This window comes from Desulfurispora sp., from assembly GCF_052744395.1.
In genome coordinates this window covers 1-13,897 of record NZ_JBRAJI010000038.1, presented here as the reverse complement: position 1 = coordinate 13,897, position 13,897 = coordinate 1, and the positions used below count along the sequence as shown (strand labels likewise).

Here is a 13,897-nt window from a genome sequence, read left to right as displayed (position 1 = left end):
CTCCTTTCAGCTGGATACGGTTGCCGGACTGAAGCCACAATATTCACCTGGGCCGCTGGCCCGGGAAACACAATGGTTTCAGGGCTGGCTAAATTTGCCGGGCCAGAGGACTGCCGGGCGGTGGCCGGATTTTTCCCGCTGTCGCGAGTCTTCCCAGACCAGATCGTAGATCAGCCGGTTGCGCAGCAGTTCCTGCCAGGCCAGGGCCGTGGTGGAGATGAATTTCTTTTGCAACCGCCGGCGCTGATCAATGAGCGGGCAGCGGTAGGGCAGAGGCATGGTTTCATATATGAGCAACAGCTGGCCATCGCGCAGCAGGTGGGGGGCCAGGGGGAAGAAGCGGCAGGCCAGGGGGCGCAACTCCCGCGGACATGGCCCGGTACATTTGACAAAATGAACCGGCTCCTGCCAGCTGGCGGGAAAATCATAGTGGCGGGGGTCGTGAATTTCCCATTCAAGCCAGGGCCGGGGCAAGTGTAAAACCGCCTCTTCCCCGGGGAAAAGATAAATCCCCAGGCTGTTGGCTGCATCGGGCTGGCAGCAGGTCTTGCCGCACAGCTGTCCGCAGTCACCGGCCAGGGGGGTGACCGAGGCGGTGAGGTGATAGAGCCAGAAGTAATCCGGAAGGTAACCGGGAGCAGGCTGCATAATTCTAAATGAGCCTGCGGGATGCCGGGAAGCGAACCTGTTGACCATGAAAATGACTCTCTTTCAGACGGGTATTTGTTTAAAGAAACGTCCAGATGGCCCGAAAGACTACATACCCTGATCCAGCGCCTTAAGGGTAATTAATTCCTGCCGCACTTTGTCTTCGGTTTCCTTGAGAAACTGTTCAATGTCCGGGGCTACGGCTTCGGCTGCCGCTTCAATCAGCCGGGCTACTCTGGGAATATCCACCCTTATTTTGTGCTTGTAATACATTTGAAAATCATATCTCTCCGCCAGGGAATGAGATGTGGCCCGGCTGGTGTCAATGTAGCGGGCGAAGGCATGAATACGCTTTAAGAAGGGATCGGCTCCCAGGCCGAAAAAGTCACCTGCCTGCTGGCAGACCAGCTGAACCACCGGTTCATCCTGGAAGGCTTCCAGCAGCAGCCGGCCGTAAGGTTCCAGCCGGCTGATGCGCAGCTCCACACCCATTTCAATAATGTTGTGGGACTTCCACCAGCCCATTTCGGGCGGGATGTTGCAGGCTTCAATAGTGGAGGCGATAAAATTGCGTCCCTTTTCAAAGCAGTAACCCCGTTCCTGGGGTGGGTTTTTCTCATCGCCGTAGTAATCCAGACCAAAAGGCTCCACACCGTGGGTGATCACGCCCCGGGCAAAGTCGGCCACCGGGCTGTCCTGCATGTGCTCCAGCATTTGCCGTCCGCAGTAGTGGGATATTTCCCGCTTGATGCCGGCACCAATGGCCATGTCCGGGAAAATGCTGCCCAGGATCAGGGCGGTGTTCAGGCGGCCCAGCACCTGCCGGGCGAAGTGGATGTGGGTTTGCGGAAACATAAATTATCGCCTCCGGGCCGTTTGCTTGTCTATTCGACGCAGGCGGGACCGCTTCCTGCCGGATATGTCGATAGAACATAAATTCTAAAAAACTATTGACGCTAGGTATATAAAAGTATAAAATAAAACAAAAGTTCCAGAATATATATTCCATGAAGAAATGTTTGGGGGATGAGGGCAATGTCTGCACTGGTACCGGTAAAAGTGATTGAAGGACAAAGTGCCTGCATGGGTTTGAATGTGCACAGCGGCGAAGTGGAGTTCATCTGGCCGCACCGCCGGTTAATCCGCAGTGTAAACCGGGAAGCTACCCGCGCTCTCCAGGTCGTGGAACAAAGGTTAAGCAGCCGGAGTGTGCGGGAAGAACGGCTGGCCGCAGGTATATGTGTGTTTACTTTCATTTATATGTTGGCCCATGTGCTGATAGCGCACTGGTAATATGTATTAATACGGGCTGGATCGGGCCATGCCTGCCGCGCGCTATATATTTTGGTGCTGAACAGGGCACAATATATATGCCAAAAAACTGCGGGAGGTGTTTTTCTATATGGCCTTGATTCCCTATGAACCGTTTCGCCCCCTGGAAACACTGCGCCGGGGCATGGACCGCTTCTGGCAGGACTTTCCCTTTGCTCCTTTTGGTCTGGAGCGCGACTTTGTCGGGCCGCGGGTGGATGTGTATGAGACCGACCAGGAAGTGATTGCCTCCTGCGAGATTCCCGGCCTGGAGAAAAAGGAAGATGTGCACATCAACATTGACAATGGCGTGCTGACCATCAGCGGCGTTATCCAGCGGGGTCAGGAAGTGCGCGAGGAGCAGATGCACCGGCGGGAACGTTTTGTGGGTCGTTTCCAGCGTTCCTTTACCTTGCCGGCGCCCGTGGATGAAGACAAGACCACGGCCAGCTACCGCAACGGCATCCTGGAAATCCGCATGCCCAAGGCCAAAGGGGCGGCGCGGCGCAGCATAGATGTGCAGTTTCATTAGTACCCTGTATGCCACAGCGATAAAAGATGAGTCAGGGAAACATCACCCCTGACTTTTTTATTTTGTTTTGGAAATTTGGCAATAAAATTTCCTACCGCCAATTGTATAATGGCCTTAAAAAAAGAAATTTTTAACATCAAGACTTCATCTGGTAATAAATGTTAATAGGAGGTGGACGTTTATCTACACGCAGGTACTGGACGATTTTGTGGCCGGGATTATACCGGCCATGGTGCAGCGCGGCTACCACAGCCGGCCGGCCAAGACAGTGGCCTGGGGTGAGGGACATATTGACCAGCCCCTGCTGGTGCACATCCAGAATGGAGTGTTCGGATTGTTGCAGGTGCTGGCTCTCCTGGAAAAAAAAGGTATCCGGCTGGTGGATGAAGCCGGCCTGCGCCGGGCCATAGTCATGTATGTGACGCACGACCTGCACAAGATGACCGAATATGCCGTGTCGCAGGATGCCGGGCGCAGCCAGTTTGACCAGGCGCTGGAGGATTACCAGGCCGAAATACAGGCCCTGGGCCTGGATAAGTTTGCCGACACGGTTCCGGCCATGCACAGGGCGGCCGCGGTGTCCCTGTGCAGTCCCAAAACCGGTGACCTGAGTGCCTGCCCGCCCGGCACGGCGCTGCTGGTGGATCTGGTGCACCTGGCAGATTGTATGGCTTCCATGACCCACTGTCAGCAAACCTCAGTGCTGGCCAACCGCCTGCAAAAGCTTTTGCCGCCGGGACGGGCGCATCGCTATGCCTTTTATTATCACCGCCTGGATGACTTGAAAGGACTATTTACCAACCTTCTGCATCGAGCCGTCAGCCAGGTGCTGGAGGAAAACTACGGACTCTATCCCTTGCTGTATTTTGCCGACAGCACTCTTTATCTGGGCCCGGTCGACCGGCACCTGCCCGTCCGCGGTGCATTGCTGCCTTTGGTAGAGCAGGAAATATTTCATTTGCTGCTGCAACAACCGCCGCCCGATCTGAGTGAAGCCTTCGATACGCTGAACATCAAAGTGCAGAGCTATGCTTTTCTGTTTCTGGATGCCGCCGGTATCTCCGCTCTGCTTCGCCAGTATGCGGCGAGCAATGCTCAGCCAGGATTCTGGCGCAAGACGCTGGAAAAACACATTAAAGACTATACCCTGTCGCAGGAGGAACTACATCGCCAGCTGGGTATGCCGCCGGGCTGGGATGATGATATTACCCGCAACCAGGCTGTTTTCAGCACGGCCCGCTATCTGGCCGCTGCCAAACGACTCTGGGAACGCCTGCAGCCTGGCGCTGACGGCCTGGCCGAACTCACCCGCCTTTTAGGGTTGCCGGCGGAGGAACTGGAACTGGTGCGCCGCTGCATACCGGACAAGTACAGCAAAGACAAAACCTATGACGACTGCATCGCTTTGGCTTGGCGCTGGCTGGCCGGTTTTTCTGCTGCGGGACGCTCGGGCTTCAGCATGCCGGTGGATATGCTTTTAAACCACCTGGAAAGAACCTTCCTGTCGGCCTGGCAAAGTATGCTTACAACTCAGCGGCGGCAGGAACTGGTGGAGCATGAGCTGGCTCTGCGCAGCGGTCTGGCCGCCTACCTGGCAGAGCACCTGTTTTTCTCCTGCAAAAACGCCTGCAGCGCCTGGATGGTGGCGATACCGGTTATCTGGCCTGCCGGGGGGAGGAACTGGCGGAGAAACTTTCCCGTCTGGCCGATTTGCTGGTGGATGAGCTGTTTTTAAAGCGCTGCGGTGGCAGTATGGCCCGCCTGAACAGCCTGAGCAACGCGCTGGCCGATGGCATTTATTTCATTACCGATACCCAGATAGCCGAGCGCAGTGAAAAATCCTGGGCGGCTCGCCGCTCTGGCGGCGAGCAACCGGCTGAGACAGAGTAAAAATTTATTTAAGGGAGTGAAATAAATTGAGCAAGACTGGTTACCAGCAACTGCAACTTTACAGCTGGGTGAAGGACTTTCTGCCCGCCGAAATACCCCTTTATCCCCTGCATCGTTATGTGCACATTTTCATCCTGCGAGAAACCAAATCCCATGCTATTTTCACCACCGAAGGCGGTGTGCTGGATGTGGAGCGCGTCCAGGCCGGTCTGAACACTACCGGCAGTATCGACCGGGTGCTCATGTTCAAGCGCAAACAAATTGCTCCCGAACGCCGCACCGGGCGGGCCCTGCTGCGCGATGCCGGGCTTTTGGAATAGCAGTCGGGTAAAGGTCGCGGCCGGGGAGCTAAAAAAGCGGCAGTAGCCTGCCGCATGATGGACGCCATGTGCGGCCGCTGTCCTGACTGTGTGCTGTACGGCTTTGCCGCTGTGTCCGGTACCGGAGCTCAGAAGGCGCGCGTGCTTACCGATACGGCCTTTAGCGTGCGGGCCTATCAGGACATCCAGAAAAACATCAAGCTCAATGCCATCAGTGACAGCACGGCGGGTGGCGTGGCTGGCAGTGCCTTTTCCGAAAAAGATCACCTTTTGCCCCAGGTTATCCTGCCCTGCGTGGAAACACTGCTGGATGTTACTCCGGCGGAGCTGCTCTATGTGCTGCAGAATATTCTCTTCACCACTCGTTACGGAGCGGAGGCCAACCGGGAGGGCTTTGTGCGCAACCATATTGTAGCCATAGCCACGGCCCGCAGCGAGGTGCTGTCCAACCTGGAGCTTACCCAGCTCTATTATGACCTGCTCAGCCAGGACGAGCAGGCCGGTTTGGCCAGCGGCTACCTGGAGTTATCCGATTTCCAGCGCCACCTGCCGGCTGTGCTCAAGTATACCCGAGATAACGCCTGGGGAGGTATGCAGCTATGGTCGGGCGCAGAGCTGGCCACTGCCCTGGCTGAACTGCGGCAAATATTTAATAATGAGGAAGCTGCCGGCGCCTTCTGGCAGGAACTGGCCGGTCAGGCAGTTGCTCATGCCGACAAGCGGGGTGGTGGTAATGGGGAAGCGGCCGGTGAGCAGGAATGAGGCGGTGAAAATATGGCCATTTCCATCTGGCGGGCCCATTTAAAACTGCTGGACTACCTGTTTTTTGCCACTTATGAGCGGGGCAAACTGGCGGAAACCGGCCCGTTCATTCATAACTATGCCCTGACCTATGCCCTGGGTTTGGCGGGCGGTGCCTGGTATTGCGACGAGCAGACCCCGTCCTACCTGGCACATTTTATGCCTTTGAATCAGGCTGGATGTTATGTCACGCCGGCCACCATGCTCCAGGGAGAAATGGTGGTTCTGCAGTACAACACCATTAACGAAGGCTATACTTTAGGGCGAGGCCGCAACATCGGGTATCCCAACTGGGGTTTTGTGCGCGCTGTTCGTCCGGGAGCAATGTTTGATTTTTTTGTTTTACTGCGCCAGGAGCGGCAACTGCCCGCCTATATCCGCCTGGGCAAGTTTATGGCCAAAGCCCGCGTCACCTATGAGCCGGCCGCCCGGGTGCAGCCCACCGCGGGCGGGCGGCGTGATTGTACTGGCCTGCTCAATCCTCTCGACCTGCCGGCTTTGCCGGTGCATTTTGCCGGCGCCTTGCAGCTCCTGCCCGGCAACCTGCTGGCCGGTGCGGTTTTTCAGGACGAGCCGGGCTATGAGGCTACTTTCCCCGGAGCAGAAAAAACCTGGCTGCCGGCCCGCCTGGCTTACTTAGCAGCTCTGGCCAACGGGGCGTCAATACTCGGTGCCAGGCCGGCGGCCAAAAAACGGCGGGGTGGCTAAAAGCGTTATGCAGAACTGTTAAAAGGAGTGGTCGGGGTGGGAAAGCCGCTACATTTGACATTGGCCGGGCTGGATCTGCCGGTTTATCCGCTGCCCTATTTAAAAGAAACTCTGCCCATGGCCCACCAGTGGCAGGTGTACCAGGCTGTGCAAGAAGCGCTGGCCGGTTCCCGTTCGCTGTGCATCTTTAACCTTTCTCCCACCGGAGCGGGCAAGACCATGGCCGCCTTTGCCCCGCTGCTGCTCAGCCCGGATATGGGATTTAAGGCCATAGGTGTGTACCCCACCAATGACCTGCTGCGCGACCAGGAGCGGGCCTTACAGGCCATGCTGAACCGGCAGGGCCTGCCGCAAGAACAGCTCTTGCTGCTGGACGGGGAGAGGCTGCTGGAACTGCGCCGGGAACTGGAAAAACGCAGCAACCTGGAGGTGCTGGGTCACTGGAGCCGTTTGGTGCTGACCAACCCGGACATACTCTTTTTGCTCTTCTACCGCCTGTATCCCCAACCGCGCCGTACGGCCCTGGGGCAGCAGCTCATGCAGCGCCTCTTCAGTGAATACCAGTTACTGGTTTTTGATGAGTTTCACCTTTACAATGCCAAGCAGTTGAATGATGTAGCGCTGCTGGTGGGCAGCATCAGCCAGCTGGCGGCTTCTCCCCATGTCTTTATCTTTTCCTCAGCCACTCCTGTGTCCCAGTTTCAGGCCATGCTGGCCTCACTTGCTATACCAACCGTGGAAATAAACGGTCTGGAGAGAGCTGGTCCTGCACCGTTCGGATGTTCTTCCGGCTTGTTTACTGGCGATGAAGATACTGGCACTCTGCCGCTGCCGGCCGGGCAACGGCAGGTGCTTCAGCCGGTGGAACTATACATTCAACCGGCCAACCTGTTGAACTGGGAGGGGCTGGAAGGTATTATAGCCGCTTATCCCTTGCTGGAGCAGTACCAGAAGCGGTATCCGGAGGCCAAAGTGCTGTTTGTGCTGGACTCGGTTTACGAAGCCAGGGCCCTGGCCGACTACCTGCACGAACACAAGGGCATTGACCGGCAGGATATTGGCGAAGTGTATGGTTTTATGGACCGGCGGGGGCGGCAGGAGGGATTGGCCCGGCCATACACTGTGGGCACGTCCACCATTGAGGTGGGTATAGATTTTGTCGGGGCAGCCCGCAAAGATGTGTTGATTTTCGAGGCCCGCTCGGACAGCCAGTTTTTGCAGCGGCTGGGCCGGTTGGGGCGGGGCGTTGCTGTAGACGGTGCCCCCGTCCCTTTAGCCATAGCTCTGGTACCTCCTTATGTGGCTGCCTATATTAGTGAGAGAATGGAGAGCGGAGCCGTATCCGGTGCAGTGCTCGGCCGCCAGGAATTACAATGCCTGGTACGCGAGGCATATCTGGAGCACCACAGCTTCAATGGTTTCATCAAACAGTATGGTCCGCTGGTGGCCTGGCATCTATACAGCGAACTGCTGGCTCAACAACTGAGCGATACCGCCGGATCCTTGCAGGAGAAAATGGAGTGGCTCCTTAAGCGGCTGTACGGCCTGTGGGGGCAGGATGTGAAGGCGCTTTATCAGCATTACCGGCAGGATGGCCGCCTTTTTCCCCTGCTTACCTTCCGGGGCAGTAACTTTCTGGAGCGCCTTTTGCCGGACCGGCAGCCCCTGCAATTGCTGGCGGCGGTTTACGATACCACTGACCAGGCCCGGGGCTTTTTCCCTTTTAAGTTTTACCATCTCCCCTTTTTGCTGGCTCGCTGCCGCGGGCAATTGCTAACGGCGGCAAGTTTTCAGCAGCTTTTCCAGAAGTTCAGGCAGCACCTGCCGGCCGCCTGGGAGCAGGCGGCGGAGCATTTTGCCGCTCGCCTGGAAAGAGAAGAGCCGGTAGCCTACTGGCAGGTAGATGGGCTGCTGGTCCAAAGGCGCAGGGTGTATTTTGATTTGCCACCCCGGTACTGCCCGCCGGCCAGGCGGGGGCAGGTGGTGCGCCTAAAAGGGCTGTGCGTGTATACAGACCCGCCCGACCTGGATCTGGAAGAACTCAATGACCAGCTGGCAGACATGTGGGCCGTGGCCTGGGTGAGCACTGTCCCCAGGAGCCAGCTGCTGGCCGACTACCGCCTGCCTCCCCTCATGCGCCTTTACGACCTCACCTGGGAGCGGTGCAATACCGTACGGCCTTTTGCCATTGCCTTTGACCTGGAGGCCTTTTTTATGAGCACTCTGAGCACTGCCGCTGAAGTGTTTATTGTTTAAAAATTTGCCCGCAAAGTGAGGAAAAGATATGTTGTACAGCATGGTTTTGCATTTCTCTCCCCAGCAGGACTTGCCGCTGCACAGTTTTCCCGGGGCCAGCCTGCACGGTTTTTTCTTTCGCCTGTTTCAGGCTGCTGATGCCGCCTATGCGGAATTGCTGCATAATACGCCTGGCCCAAGGCCCTTTACCCTTTCTCCCATCTACGGGCGCAGTGCGGGGTATACCTTGCCCGCCCATACCCCCTGCCGGGTGCGCTTTACCCTGCTGGCCCAGCAGGCTTTTGCCAACATCAGCCGGCTTTTTACCGGCTATGTGCCCATGCCGGAAGAACTGCATATTAACGGCGTACCGGTGACGATAGAAAAACTGGTCACATTGCCCCAGATGGGCAGCCAGTGGGCGGGTTGCTCCGATTACGTCACCCTGTGGGAAAACGCCGGGCAGGAGGAAGAGATTACCTTGCTTTTTGCCAGTCCCACCACCTTTCGCCAGGGCAATATTAACATTCCCCTGCCGTTGCCCCGCCTGGTTTTCGCCAGTCTGGCCCGCAAGTGGCAGCATTTTGCCCCCGAGTATCCGCTGCATCCCGATTTGAACAGTTTTGTGGAGGAATGTGTTTTTCCGGCCCGCTACCAGCTGGAGACCCGTACACTGGATTATGGCCGGCGGCGCAAATATGTGGGCTTCACCGGGCGTTGCACCTTTGGAGTTTTGCCGGAAGGACGCTGGCGGGAAGCAGGCTCATTGCTGATCAGACAACTCAACCTGCTGGCCGATTTCGCCTTCTACGCCGGTGTGGGGCAAAAGACCACCATGGGCATGGGGCAATGCCGGCGCCTCATTACCCAAACCGGCCGGCATGGGGATGTGGGAAGCGATGGATGAAACTGACCGGGGCAAGCAATTTACCCTGGCTTTCGGGCTGTGTGGAAATGTGAGGGAAAGAGAGCAGGAAAGGGAGTGGAGCGAAGAAGAGCTGGTGCCCATTTCGGCCCTGAACCAGTACAGCTACTGCCCGCGGCGCTGTTTTTACATTCATGTCAGCGGTGAATTTATGGACAATGAGCATACCCTGGCCGGCACATTTTTGCACGAGCGGGTACACAGTGAAAAGGACAGTGTGCGGGGCGATATCCTGGAGTTGCGTTCACGTTATTTGTTTAGCAGAAAATATGGCCTGGTGGGCCGGGCAGATTTAATTGAAGTGAATGCCGGAGAATACCGGCCGGTGGAATACAAAAAAGGGCGCCGGGGAGATTGGGATAATGATGAAGTGCAACTTTGTGCCCAGGCTCTGGCGCTGGAAGAAGCACTGGGCCGGCCGGTGCCGGAAGGCTATATTTTCTATGCCGCCAGTGGACGGCGTAAAAAGGTGTTGCTGGACGAACAATTGCGACAGCGAACTGTGCGACTGATTGAGGATGTGCGGCAACTTCTGGTCAGTCAGTCGATGCCCCCGGCCATATATGGGCCGCGCTGCCGGGGCTGCAGTGTGTACCCCGTATGTCTGCCGGCCGAGGTGGAGCGTTTGAAAAAAAGTGTTTCCAGAACGGAGGATTAGAAGTGGCGGCGCTGTACCTGATGGAACAGGGGGCCGTGGTGCGCAAAGTGGACCAGCGCGTGGTGGTGGAACTGGAAGGCCGCACTGTGCAGGACATCCCTTTAATTAAAATAGATCAGGTGGTGATCTTTGGTCGGGTCACCGTAACCGCCGCGGCTACGGCCATGTTTTTAGAACATGGAATAGAGGTGGTTTATCTTACTGCTTACGGTAAGTTCCTAGGCCGGCTGCAGCCGCCTGCGCCTAAAAACTGTCTTTTGCGCGTAGCCCAGTACAGAGCTTCGCTGGATGGGGCGGCCAGCGCCTGGCTGGCCCGGTGTTTTGTGCGGGGAAAGATAAAAAACATGCTCTATGTGCTGCAGCGTTCCCGCCGGGAGGGTGCTGCTATTGATGAAATTTTTATTCAGGAAATCAAGAAGGCACTCAAAGCATTGGAAGGTGCTGCCGATGTGGATGCGGTTAGAGGAGTAGAGGGAGTGGCCTCTGCCGTCTACTTTAAGGCCTTCGGCGAAATGATCAAGAAAGATTTTTCTTTTGCCGGCAGGGTGAAGCGGCCACCCACCGACCCGGTGAACAGTCTGCTCAGTCTGGGCTATACTTTGCTGGCCAAAGACATGACCAGTGCGGTAAATACGGTGGGTTTGGATCCTTACATGGGCTTTTTGCACCGCCAGCGCTATGGGCGTACATCGCTGGCCCTGGATTTGATGGAAGAATTTCGCCCGGTGATAGTGGATACACTGGTGCTGGCCTGCTTGAACAAAGGCATAATCAAACCGGACGATTTCAGTCAGGAAATAGGTGGAGCCGTCTATCTAAAGGATGAGGCCAGGAAAAAATTTCTAGTCCAGTATGAGACCAAGAAAAACAGCGAAATAAGGCATCCGGTGTTCAATTATCAGGCCAGTTACCGGCGCTGCATGGACTTGCAGGCCAGACTGCTGGCCAAATGCCTGACAGGGGAAATTGAAGAATATCCACCCCTGGTGTGGCGATGATGTCTGGTTTGGGAAGGGCCGGTGATGGGTGATTTTTGTGGTTGTGGCTTACGATGTGCAGGACGATAAGCGGCGCAACAAGGTGCATAAAGTGCTGAAAAACTACGGCCAGTGGATGCAGTTCAGCGTCTTTGAGTGTCAGAAGTTAAGCAAAGAGCAGTTTTTGCGCCTGCGTCACCAGCTGGAAAAGCATATAAAACCGGCGGAGGATAGTGTTAGATACTATATCCTTTGTGAAGGATGTGCCGGGAAAGTAATCAGAATAGGAGGTGAAGAACTGCGTAGAGAGGATGTGTTTTTGGTATGAGTATTTTCCCTGCCTTCGGGTGGGGTTATTTTTTATGATTTCCTGAATGAACAGTTATAATTGGATATTGAAAATATTTGAAAAATGTGTTTGTGATAATATATGGAAATTGCGCGGATCGAAGCTGTGGCCATTTTCCCGGGGGATCCGCGCGAATCCGCAAAAGCTTGTGGTTATTGACTTTGGCGCAATTGATGTGGTAAAATTTAACCGGTGCTGAGGGCCAGGAATGAAGTTTTTAAAAGGATCCGCGCAAAATGCATTTTCAGCCCTTGCCATTCCTGGCTTGCGCGGGTCGCGGTGCCAACGGCCGTTAATCCCTGTAAGGGATTGAAACAATAGCAGCAATAGATATACTGACAAATGCAAATTTTTCGTGCCAACGGCCGTTAATCCCTGTAAGGGATTGAAACTTAAAATTGGTAATTCTGTTTGTGAAATTAAATTTAATTCGTGCCAACGGCCGTTAATCCCTGTAAGGGATTGAAACAAAACAGCCTCCCGATACATACCACCTCCTTGTATGGTGGGTTTTTTTATGCCCAATTTGCAAAATAATTCCCCCTATTCGGTTGCTATTATGAACAGTGTGGCAAATGCCTGATGTGAAATGCGGGCAAAGTCCACGTTTGACTTTACCCGGTATTACCAGTTACCTCGGCAAAAGGAAAGGGGGAAAAATAAATGTTGTTGCTTAATCAGGTAGTCGAATATTGTTACAGTGACTATCAGACAAACAAAAACACATGTTTTTGCGCAGCATCCTGTGGCATGGATTGCAACAGCTGTCTGGAAAAAATACATTTCTACAAAGCGTCGCGTCATTATGACTGCCGCAGTATGATCAACTACTATGTATGCAAGTATGTCTACCGTCAGGCATCCGAAATGGCAGTTTTGCTCAGAAATTTACCATGGCACCAATTTCCCTATCCTTTGCGGGTGCTTTCTTTGGGATGTGGTTCTTGCAGTGAGCTGTATGCCTTCCTGTATCACAGAAATCAGTTGGGACGCTGTGCAGGTTTGCAGTATGTAGGTGTAGATAGGAATTATCTCTGGCAACCGGTACACAGAATGATTGTTTATAAAGCGGATAAATATGATTTGGAATTAGCATTTAAATATGGAGATATTTTGAGTTTATTGCGGACAAAGACAAAGAGCATGGCTGGCGGTCATTTTAAGCCCAATGTTCTGGTGATGCAGTATTTGCTCTCCGATATGGCCAGAGTGATGCCGCCCGATGATTTGTGAGGGTTTATTGACAGCATTGTGGTTAACATCATCAACCGGATGCCCGATGGTTCTTTTATAATTGTTAATGACATCAATGCCAAATACCATTCATTTTTTCGCAAACTGGTTACCATTCCCACAGCACGCTATTATTTTGAGTACCTGGAGCAGCGGCTGCTGGCGCGGCGTCCCGGATCAAAAGTTTGGAGATTCCATTTCCCGCTGCATGGTCAACGCAAGTATAGTTGCTATGGTCTGAAGCACCCGGTCAATGATATCCTGTTTACTGTTCCGGCCTATATCAGACAACATTTTTCACCCTGGGAAAAATGTTGCAGTGCCCAGTTGGTCATCAGAAAGGGGTTTTGAAGATGATCATCAGTGCCAGTCGTCGCACCGATATTCCCGCCTTTTACAGTGAATGGTTCTGGAGGCGGCTTCAGGAAGGTTATGTGCTGGTGCGTAATCCCATGAACATCCATCGGGTGAGTAAAGTGCTGTTGAACAAGCAGGCAGTGGATGGAATAGTTTTCTGGACTAAAAATCCCCGGCCCATGTTTGAACGATTGTATTTACTGGAAGATTATGCCTATTACTTTCAGTACACGTTAAATCCTTATGGAAGGATACTGGAGAAGCATTTGCCCCCTCTGGAGCAGTGTGTGCAAACCTTTCGTGAATTGTCCCGCTTAATTGGCGCCGAGCGGGTGATCTGGAGGTATGATCCTGTAATCCTCAGTGGGGAGATAACTCTGCAGTATCATTTGGAGCAATTTGTTCGTCTGGCGGATAAACTGGCCGGATACACCAGGAACTGTGTATTTAGTTTTGTAGATTTTTACTCCAAAGCTCAGCGCAATTTAAGAGGGGTTGGGGTTCGCGAAATCAGCCGCGGAGAAAAATTGTACCTGGCGGAGCAACTGGCCCGGCTGGCTGCGCATTTTGGTTTGCAATTGGCCAGTTGTGCAGAGGATCTGGATTTGTCCCAATTTGGCATTATGCCCTCCCGCTGTATAGATGGGCAATTGCTGTCGAGCATCACCGGCCGTGTCCTGCGGGTGGAAAAGGACAAAAACCAGCGTCAGTCCTGCGGCTGTGCGGCCAGTGTGGACATTGGCGCCTACAACACCTGCCGGCACGGTTGTCTCTACTGTTACGCCAACTACAGCAAGGTTGCCGTGGAAAAAAATATGGCCCTCTATGATCCGGCCTCGCCGCTTTTGTGCAGCAAGCTGACAATGGAGGATGTGGTGGTGGAAAAGAAAGCTATCTCCCCATTGGTGTTCGGTTAAGCCCCGAATATCCCATTAACAACCAGAGATGGCACT

At 54.3% G+C, this 13,897-nt stretch carries 16 protein-coding genes and 1 pseudogene; 14 read left to right on the top strand and 3 right to left on the bottom strand.

The window, feature by feature from the left end; all coding sequences use genetic code 11:
- Positions 1-78 precede the first annotated feature (78 nt).
- Both ACUVTU_RS10270 and ACUVTU_RS10265 read right to left on the bottom strand, forming a co-directional pair.
- A complete protein-coding gene (locus tag ACUVTU_RS10270) occupies positions 79-648 on the bottom strand; it encodes a hypothetical protein (RefSeq protein WP_445889875.1) in 570 nt (189 codons plus the stop codon).
- Positions 649-756: 108 nt separating this feature from the next.
- A complete protein-coding gene (locus tag ACUVTU_RS10265) occupies positions 757-1,503 on the bottom strand; it encodes a hypothetical protein (protein ID WP_445889874.1) in 747 nt (248 codons plus the stop codon).
- 180 nt (positions 1,504-1,683) lie between these two features.
- Here ACUVTU_RS10265 and ACUVTU_RS10260 point away from each other — a divergent pair, with 180 nt between their 5' ends.
- From ACUVTU_RS10260 to cas2, 11 genes and pseudogenes are all read left to right on the top strand, one after another.
- Complete coding sequence (locus tag ACUVTU_RS10260) at positions 1,684-1,941, top strand: hypothetical protein (protein WP_445889873.1); 258 nt, start codon at positions 1,684-1,686, stop codon at positions 1,939-1,941.
- 109 nt (positions 1,942-2,050) lie between these two features.
- Positions 2,051-2,491, top strand: a complete 441-nt coding sequence (locus ACUVTU_RS10255) for an Hsp20/alpha crystallin family protein (RefSeq protein WP_445889872.1) — start codon at positions 2,051-2,053, stop codon at positions 2,489-2,491.
- Between the two features lie 208 nt (positions 2,492-2,699).
- Complete coding sequence (gene cas10d / locus ACUVTU_RS10250; RefSeq protein ID WP_445889871.1) at positions 2,700-4,226, top strand: type I-D CRISPR-associated protein Cas10d/Csc3; 1,527 nt, start codon at positions 2,700-2,702, stop codon at positions 4,224-4,226.
- Positions 4,208-4,381, top strand: coding sequence for a hypothetical protein (locus ACUVTU_RS10245; RefSeq protein ID WP_445889870.1), 174 nt, complete (start codon positions 4,208-4,210; stop codon positions 4,379-4,381). Before cas10d ends, ACUVTU_RS10245 begins: the two co-directional genes overlap by 19 nt.
- A gap of 68 nt (positions 4,382-4,449) precedes the next feature.
- Positions 4,450-5,463: pseudogene (gene cas7d / locus ACUVTU_RS10240) on the top strand (type I-D CRISPR-associated protein Cas7/Csc2).
- A gap of 12 nt (positions 5,464-5,475) precedes the next feature.
- Complete coding sequence (gene cas5d, locus ACUVTU_RS10235) at positions 5,476-6,210, top strand: type I-D CRISPR-associated protein Cas5/Csc1 (RefSeq protein ID WP_445889869.1); 735 nt, start codon at positions 5,476-5,478, stop codon at positions 6,208-6,210.
- Positions 6,211-6,246: 36 nt separating this feature from the next.
- Complete coding sequence (cas3, locus tag ACUVTU_RS10230; protein WP_445889868.1) at positions 6,247-8,466, top strand: type I-D CRISPR-associated helicase Cas3'; 2,220 nt, start codon at positions 6,247-6,249, stop codon at positions 8,464-8,466.
- A gap of 28 nt (positions 8,467-8,494) precedes the next feature.
- Positions 8,495-9,352 carry a CRISPR system precrRNA processing endoribonuclease RAMP protein Cas6 gene (gene cas6 / locus ACUVTU_RS10225; protein ID WP_445889867.1) on the top strand — a complete coding sequence of 286 codons (858 nt, stop codon included), beginning with the start codon at positions 8,495-8,497 and terminating at the stop codon, positions 9,350-9,352.
- Positions 9,345-10,028: a CRISPR-associated protein Cas4 gene (gene cas4 / locus ACUVTU_RS10220; RefSeq protein WP_445889866.1), complete on the top strand. Its 684-nt coding sequence runs from the start codon at positions 9,345-9,347 to the stop codon at positions 10,026-10,028. Before cas6 ends, cas4 begins: the two co-directional genes overlap by 8 nt.
- A gap of 2 nt (positions 10,029-10,030) precedes the next feature.
- A complete protein-coding gene (cas1d, locus tag ACUVTU_RS10215; protein WP_445889865.1) occupies positions 10,031-11,026 on the top strand; it encodes a type I-D CRISPR-associated endonuclease Cas1d in 996 nt (331 codons plus the stop codon).
- Between the two features lie 28 nt (positions 11,027-11,054).
- Positions 11,055-11,333 (top strand): CRISPR-associated endonuclease Cas2, encoded by a 279-nt coding sequence (cas2, locus tag ACUVTU_RS10210; RefSeq protein ID WP_445889864.1) that lies wholly within the window; start codon positions 11,055-11,057, stop codon positions 11,331-11,333.
- 54 nt (positions 11,334-11,387) lie between these two features.
- Here the strand turns inward: cas2 and ACUVTU_RS10205 are convergent, their stop codons facing one another.
- Positions 11,388-11,879, bottom strand: coding sequence for a hypothetical protein (locus tag ACUVTU_RS10205; protein WP_445889863.1), 492 nt, complete (start codon positions 11,877-11,879; stop codon positions 11,388-11,390).
- A 138-nt stretch (positions 11,880-12,017) separates the two neighbouring features.
- Between ACUVTU_RS10205 and ACUVTU_RS10200 the strand changes: the two genes are divergently transcribed.
- Genes ACUVTU_RS10200 through ACUVTU_RS10190 form a run of 3 tightly spaced genes read left to right on the top strand, consistent with a single transcriptional unit; the run spans position 12,018 to position 13,861 of the window.
- Entirely contained in the window at positions 12,018-12,587 is a 570-nt protein-coding gene (locus tag ACUVTU_RS10200) for a hypothetical protein (protein WP_445889862.1), read from the top strand.
- Positions 12,588-12,605: 18 nt separating this feature from the next.
- On the top strand, positions 12,606-12,938 hold the full coding sequence (locus ACUVTU_RS10195) for a hypothetical protein (protein ID WP_445889861.1): 333 nt from the start codon (positions 12,606-12,608) through the stop codon (positions 12,936-12,938).
- Between the two features lie 2 nt (positions 12,939-12,940).
- Positions 12,941-13,861, top strand: a complete 921-nt coding sequence (locus tag ACUVTU_RS10190) for a DUF1848 domain-containing protein (RefSeq protein ID WP_445889860.1) — start codon at positions 12,941-12,943, stop codon at positions 13,859-13,861.
- Positions 13,862-13,897: the final 36 nt, after the last annotated feature.

Bases quoted from the DNA above. Each gene is read 5' to 3' on its own strand.
- ACUVTU_RS10270 (WP_445889875.1), bottom strand. From the start codon at position 648: ATGCAGCCTGCTCCCGGTTACCTTCCGGATTACTTCTGGCTCTATCAC.
- ACUVTU_RS10265 (WP_445889874.1), bottom strand. From the start codon at position 1,503: ATGTTTCCGCAAACCCACATCCACTTCGCCCGGCAGGTGCTGGGCCGC.
- ACUVTU_RS10260 (WP_445889873.1), top strand. From the start codon at position 1,684: ATGTCTGCACTGGTACCGGTAAAAGTGATTGAAGGACAAAGTGCCTGC.
- ACUVTU_RS10255 (WP_445889872.1), top strand. From the start codon at position 2,051: ATGGCCTTGATTCCCTATGAACCGTTTCGCCCCCTGGAAACACTGCGC.
- cas5d (WP_445889869.1), top strand. From the start codon at position 5,476: ATGGCCATTTCCATCTGGCGGGCCCATTTAAAACTGCTGGACTACCTG.
- cas6 (WP_445889867.1), top strand. From the start codon at position 8,495: ATGTTGTACAGCATGGTTTTGCATTTCTCTCCCCAGCAGGACTTGCCG.
- cas4 (WP_445889866.1), top strand. From the start codon at position 9,345: ATGGATGAAACTGACCGGGGCAAGCAATTTACCCTGGCTTTCGGGCTG.
- ACUVTU_RS10200 (WP_445889862.1), top strand. From the start codon at position 12,018: ATGTTGTTGCTTAATCAGGTAGTCGAATATTGTTACAGTGACTATCAG.
- ACUVTU_RS10190 (WP_445889860.1), top strand. From the start codon at position 12,941: ATGATCATCAGTGCCAGTCGTCGCACCGATATTCCCGCCTTTTACAGT.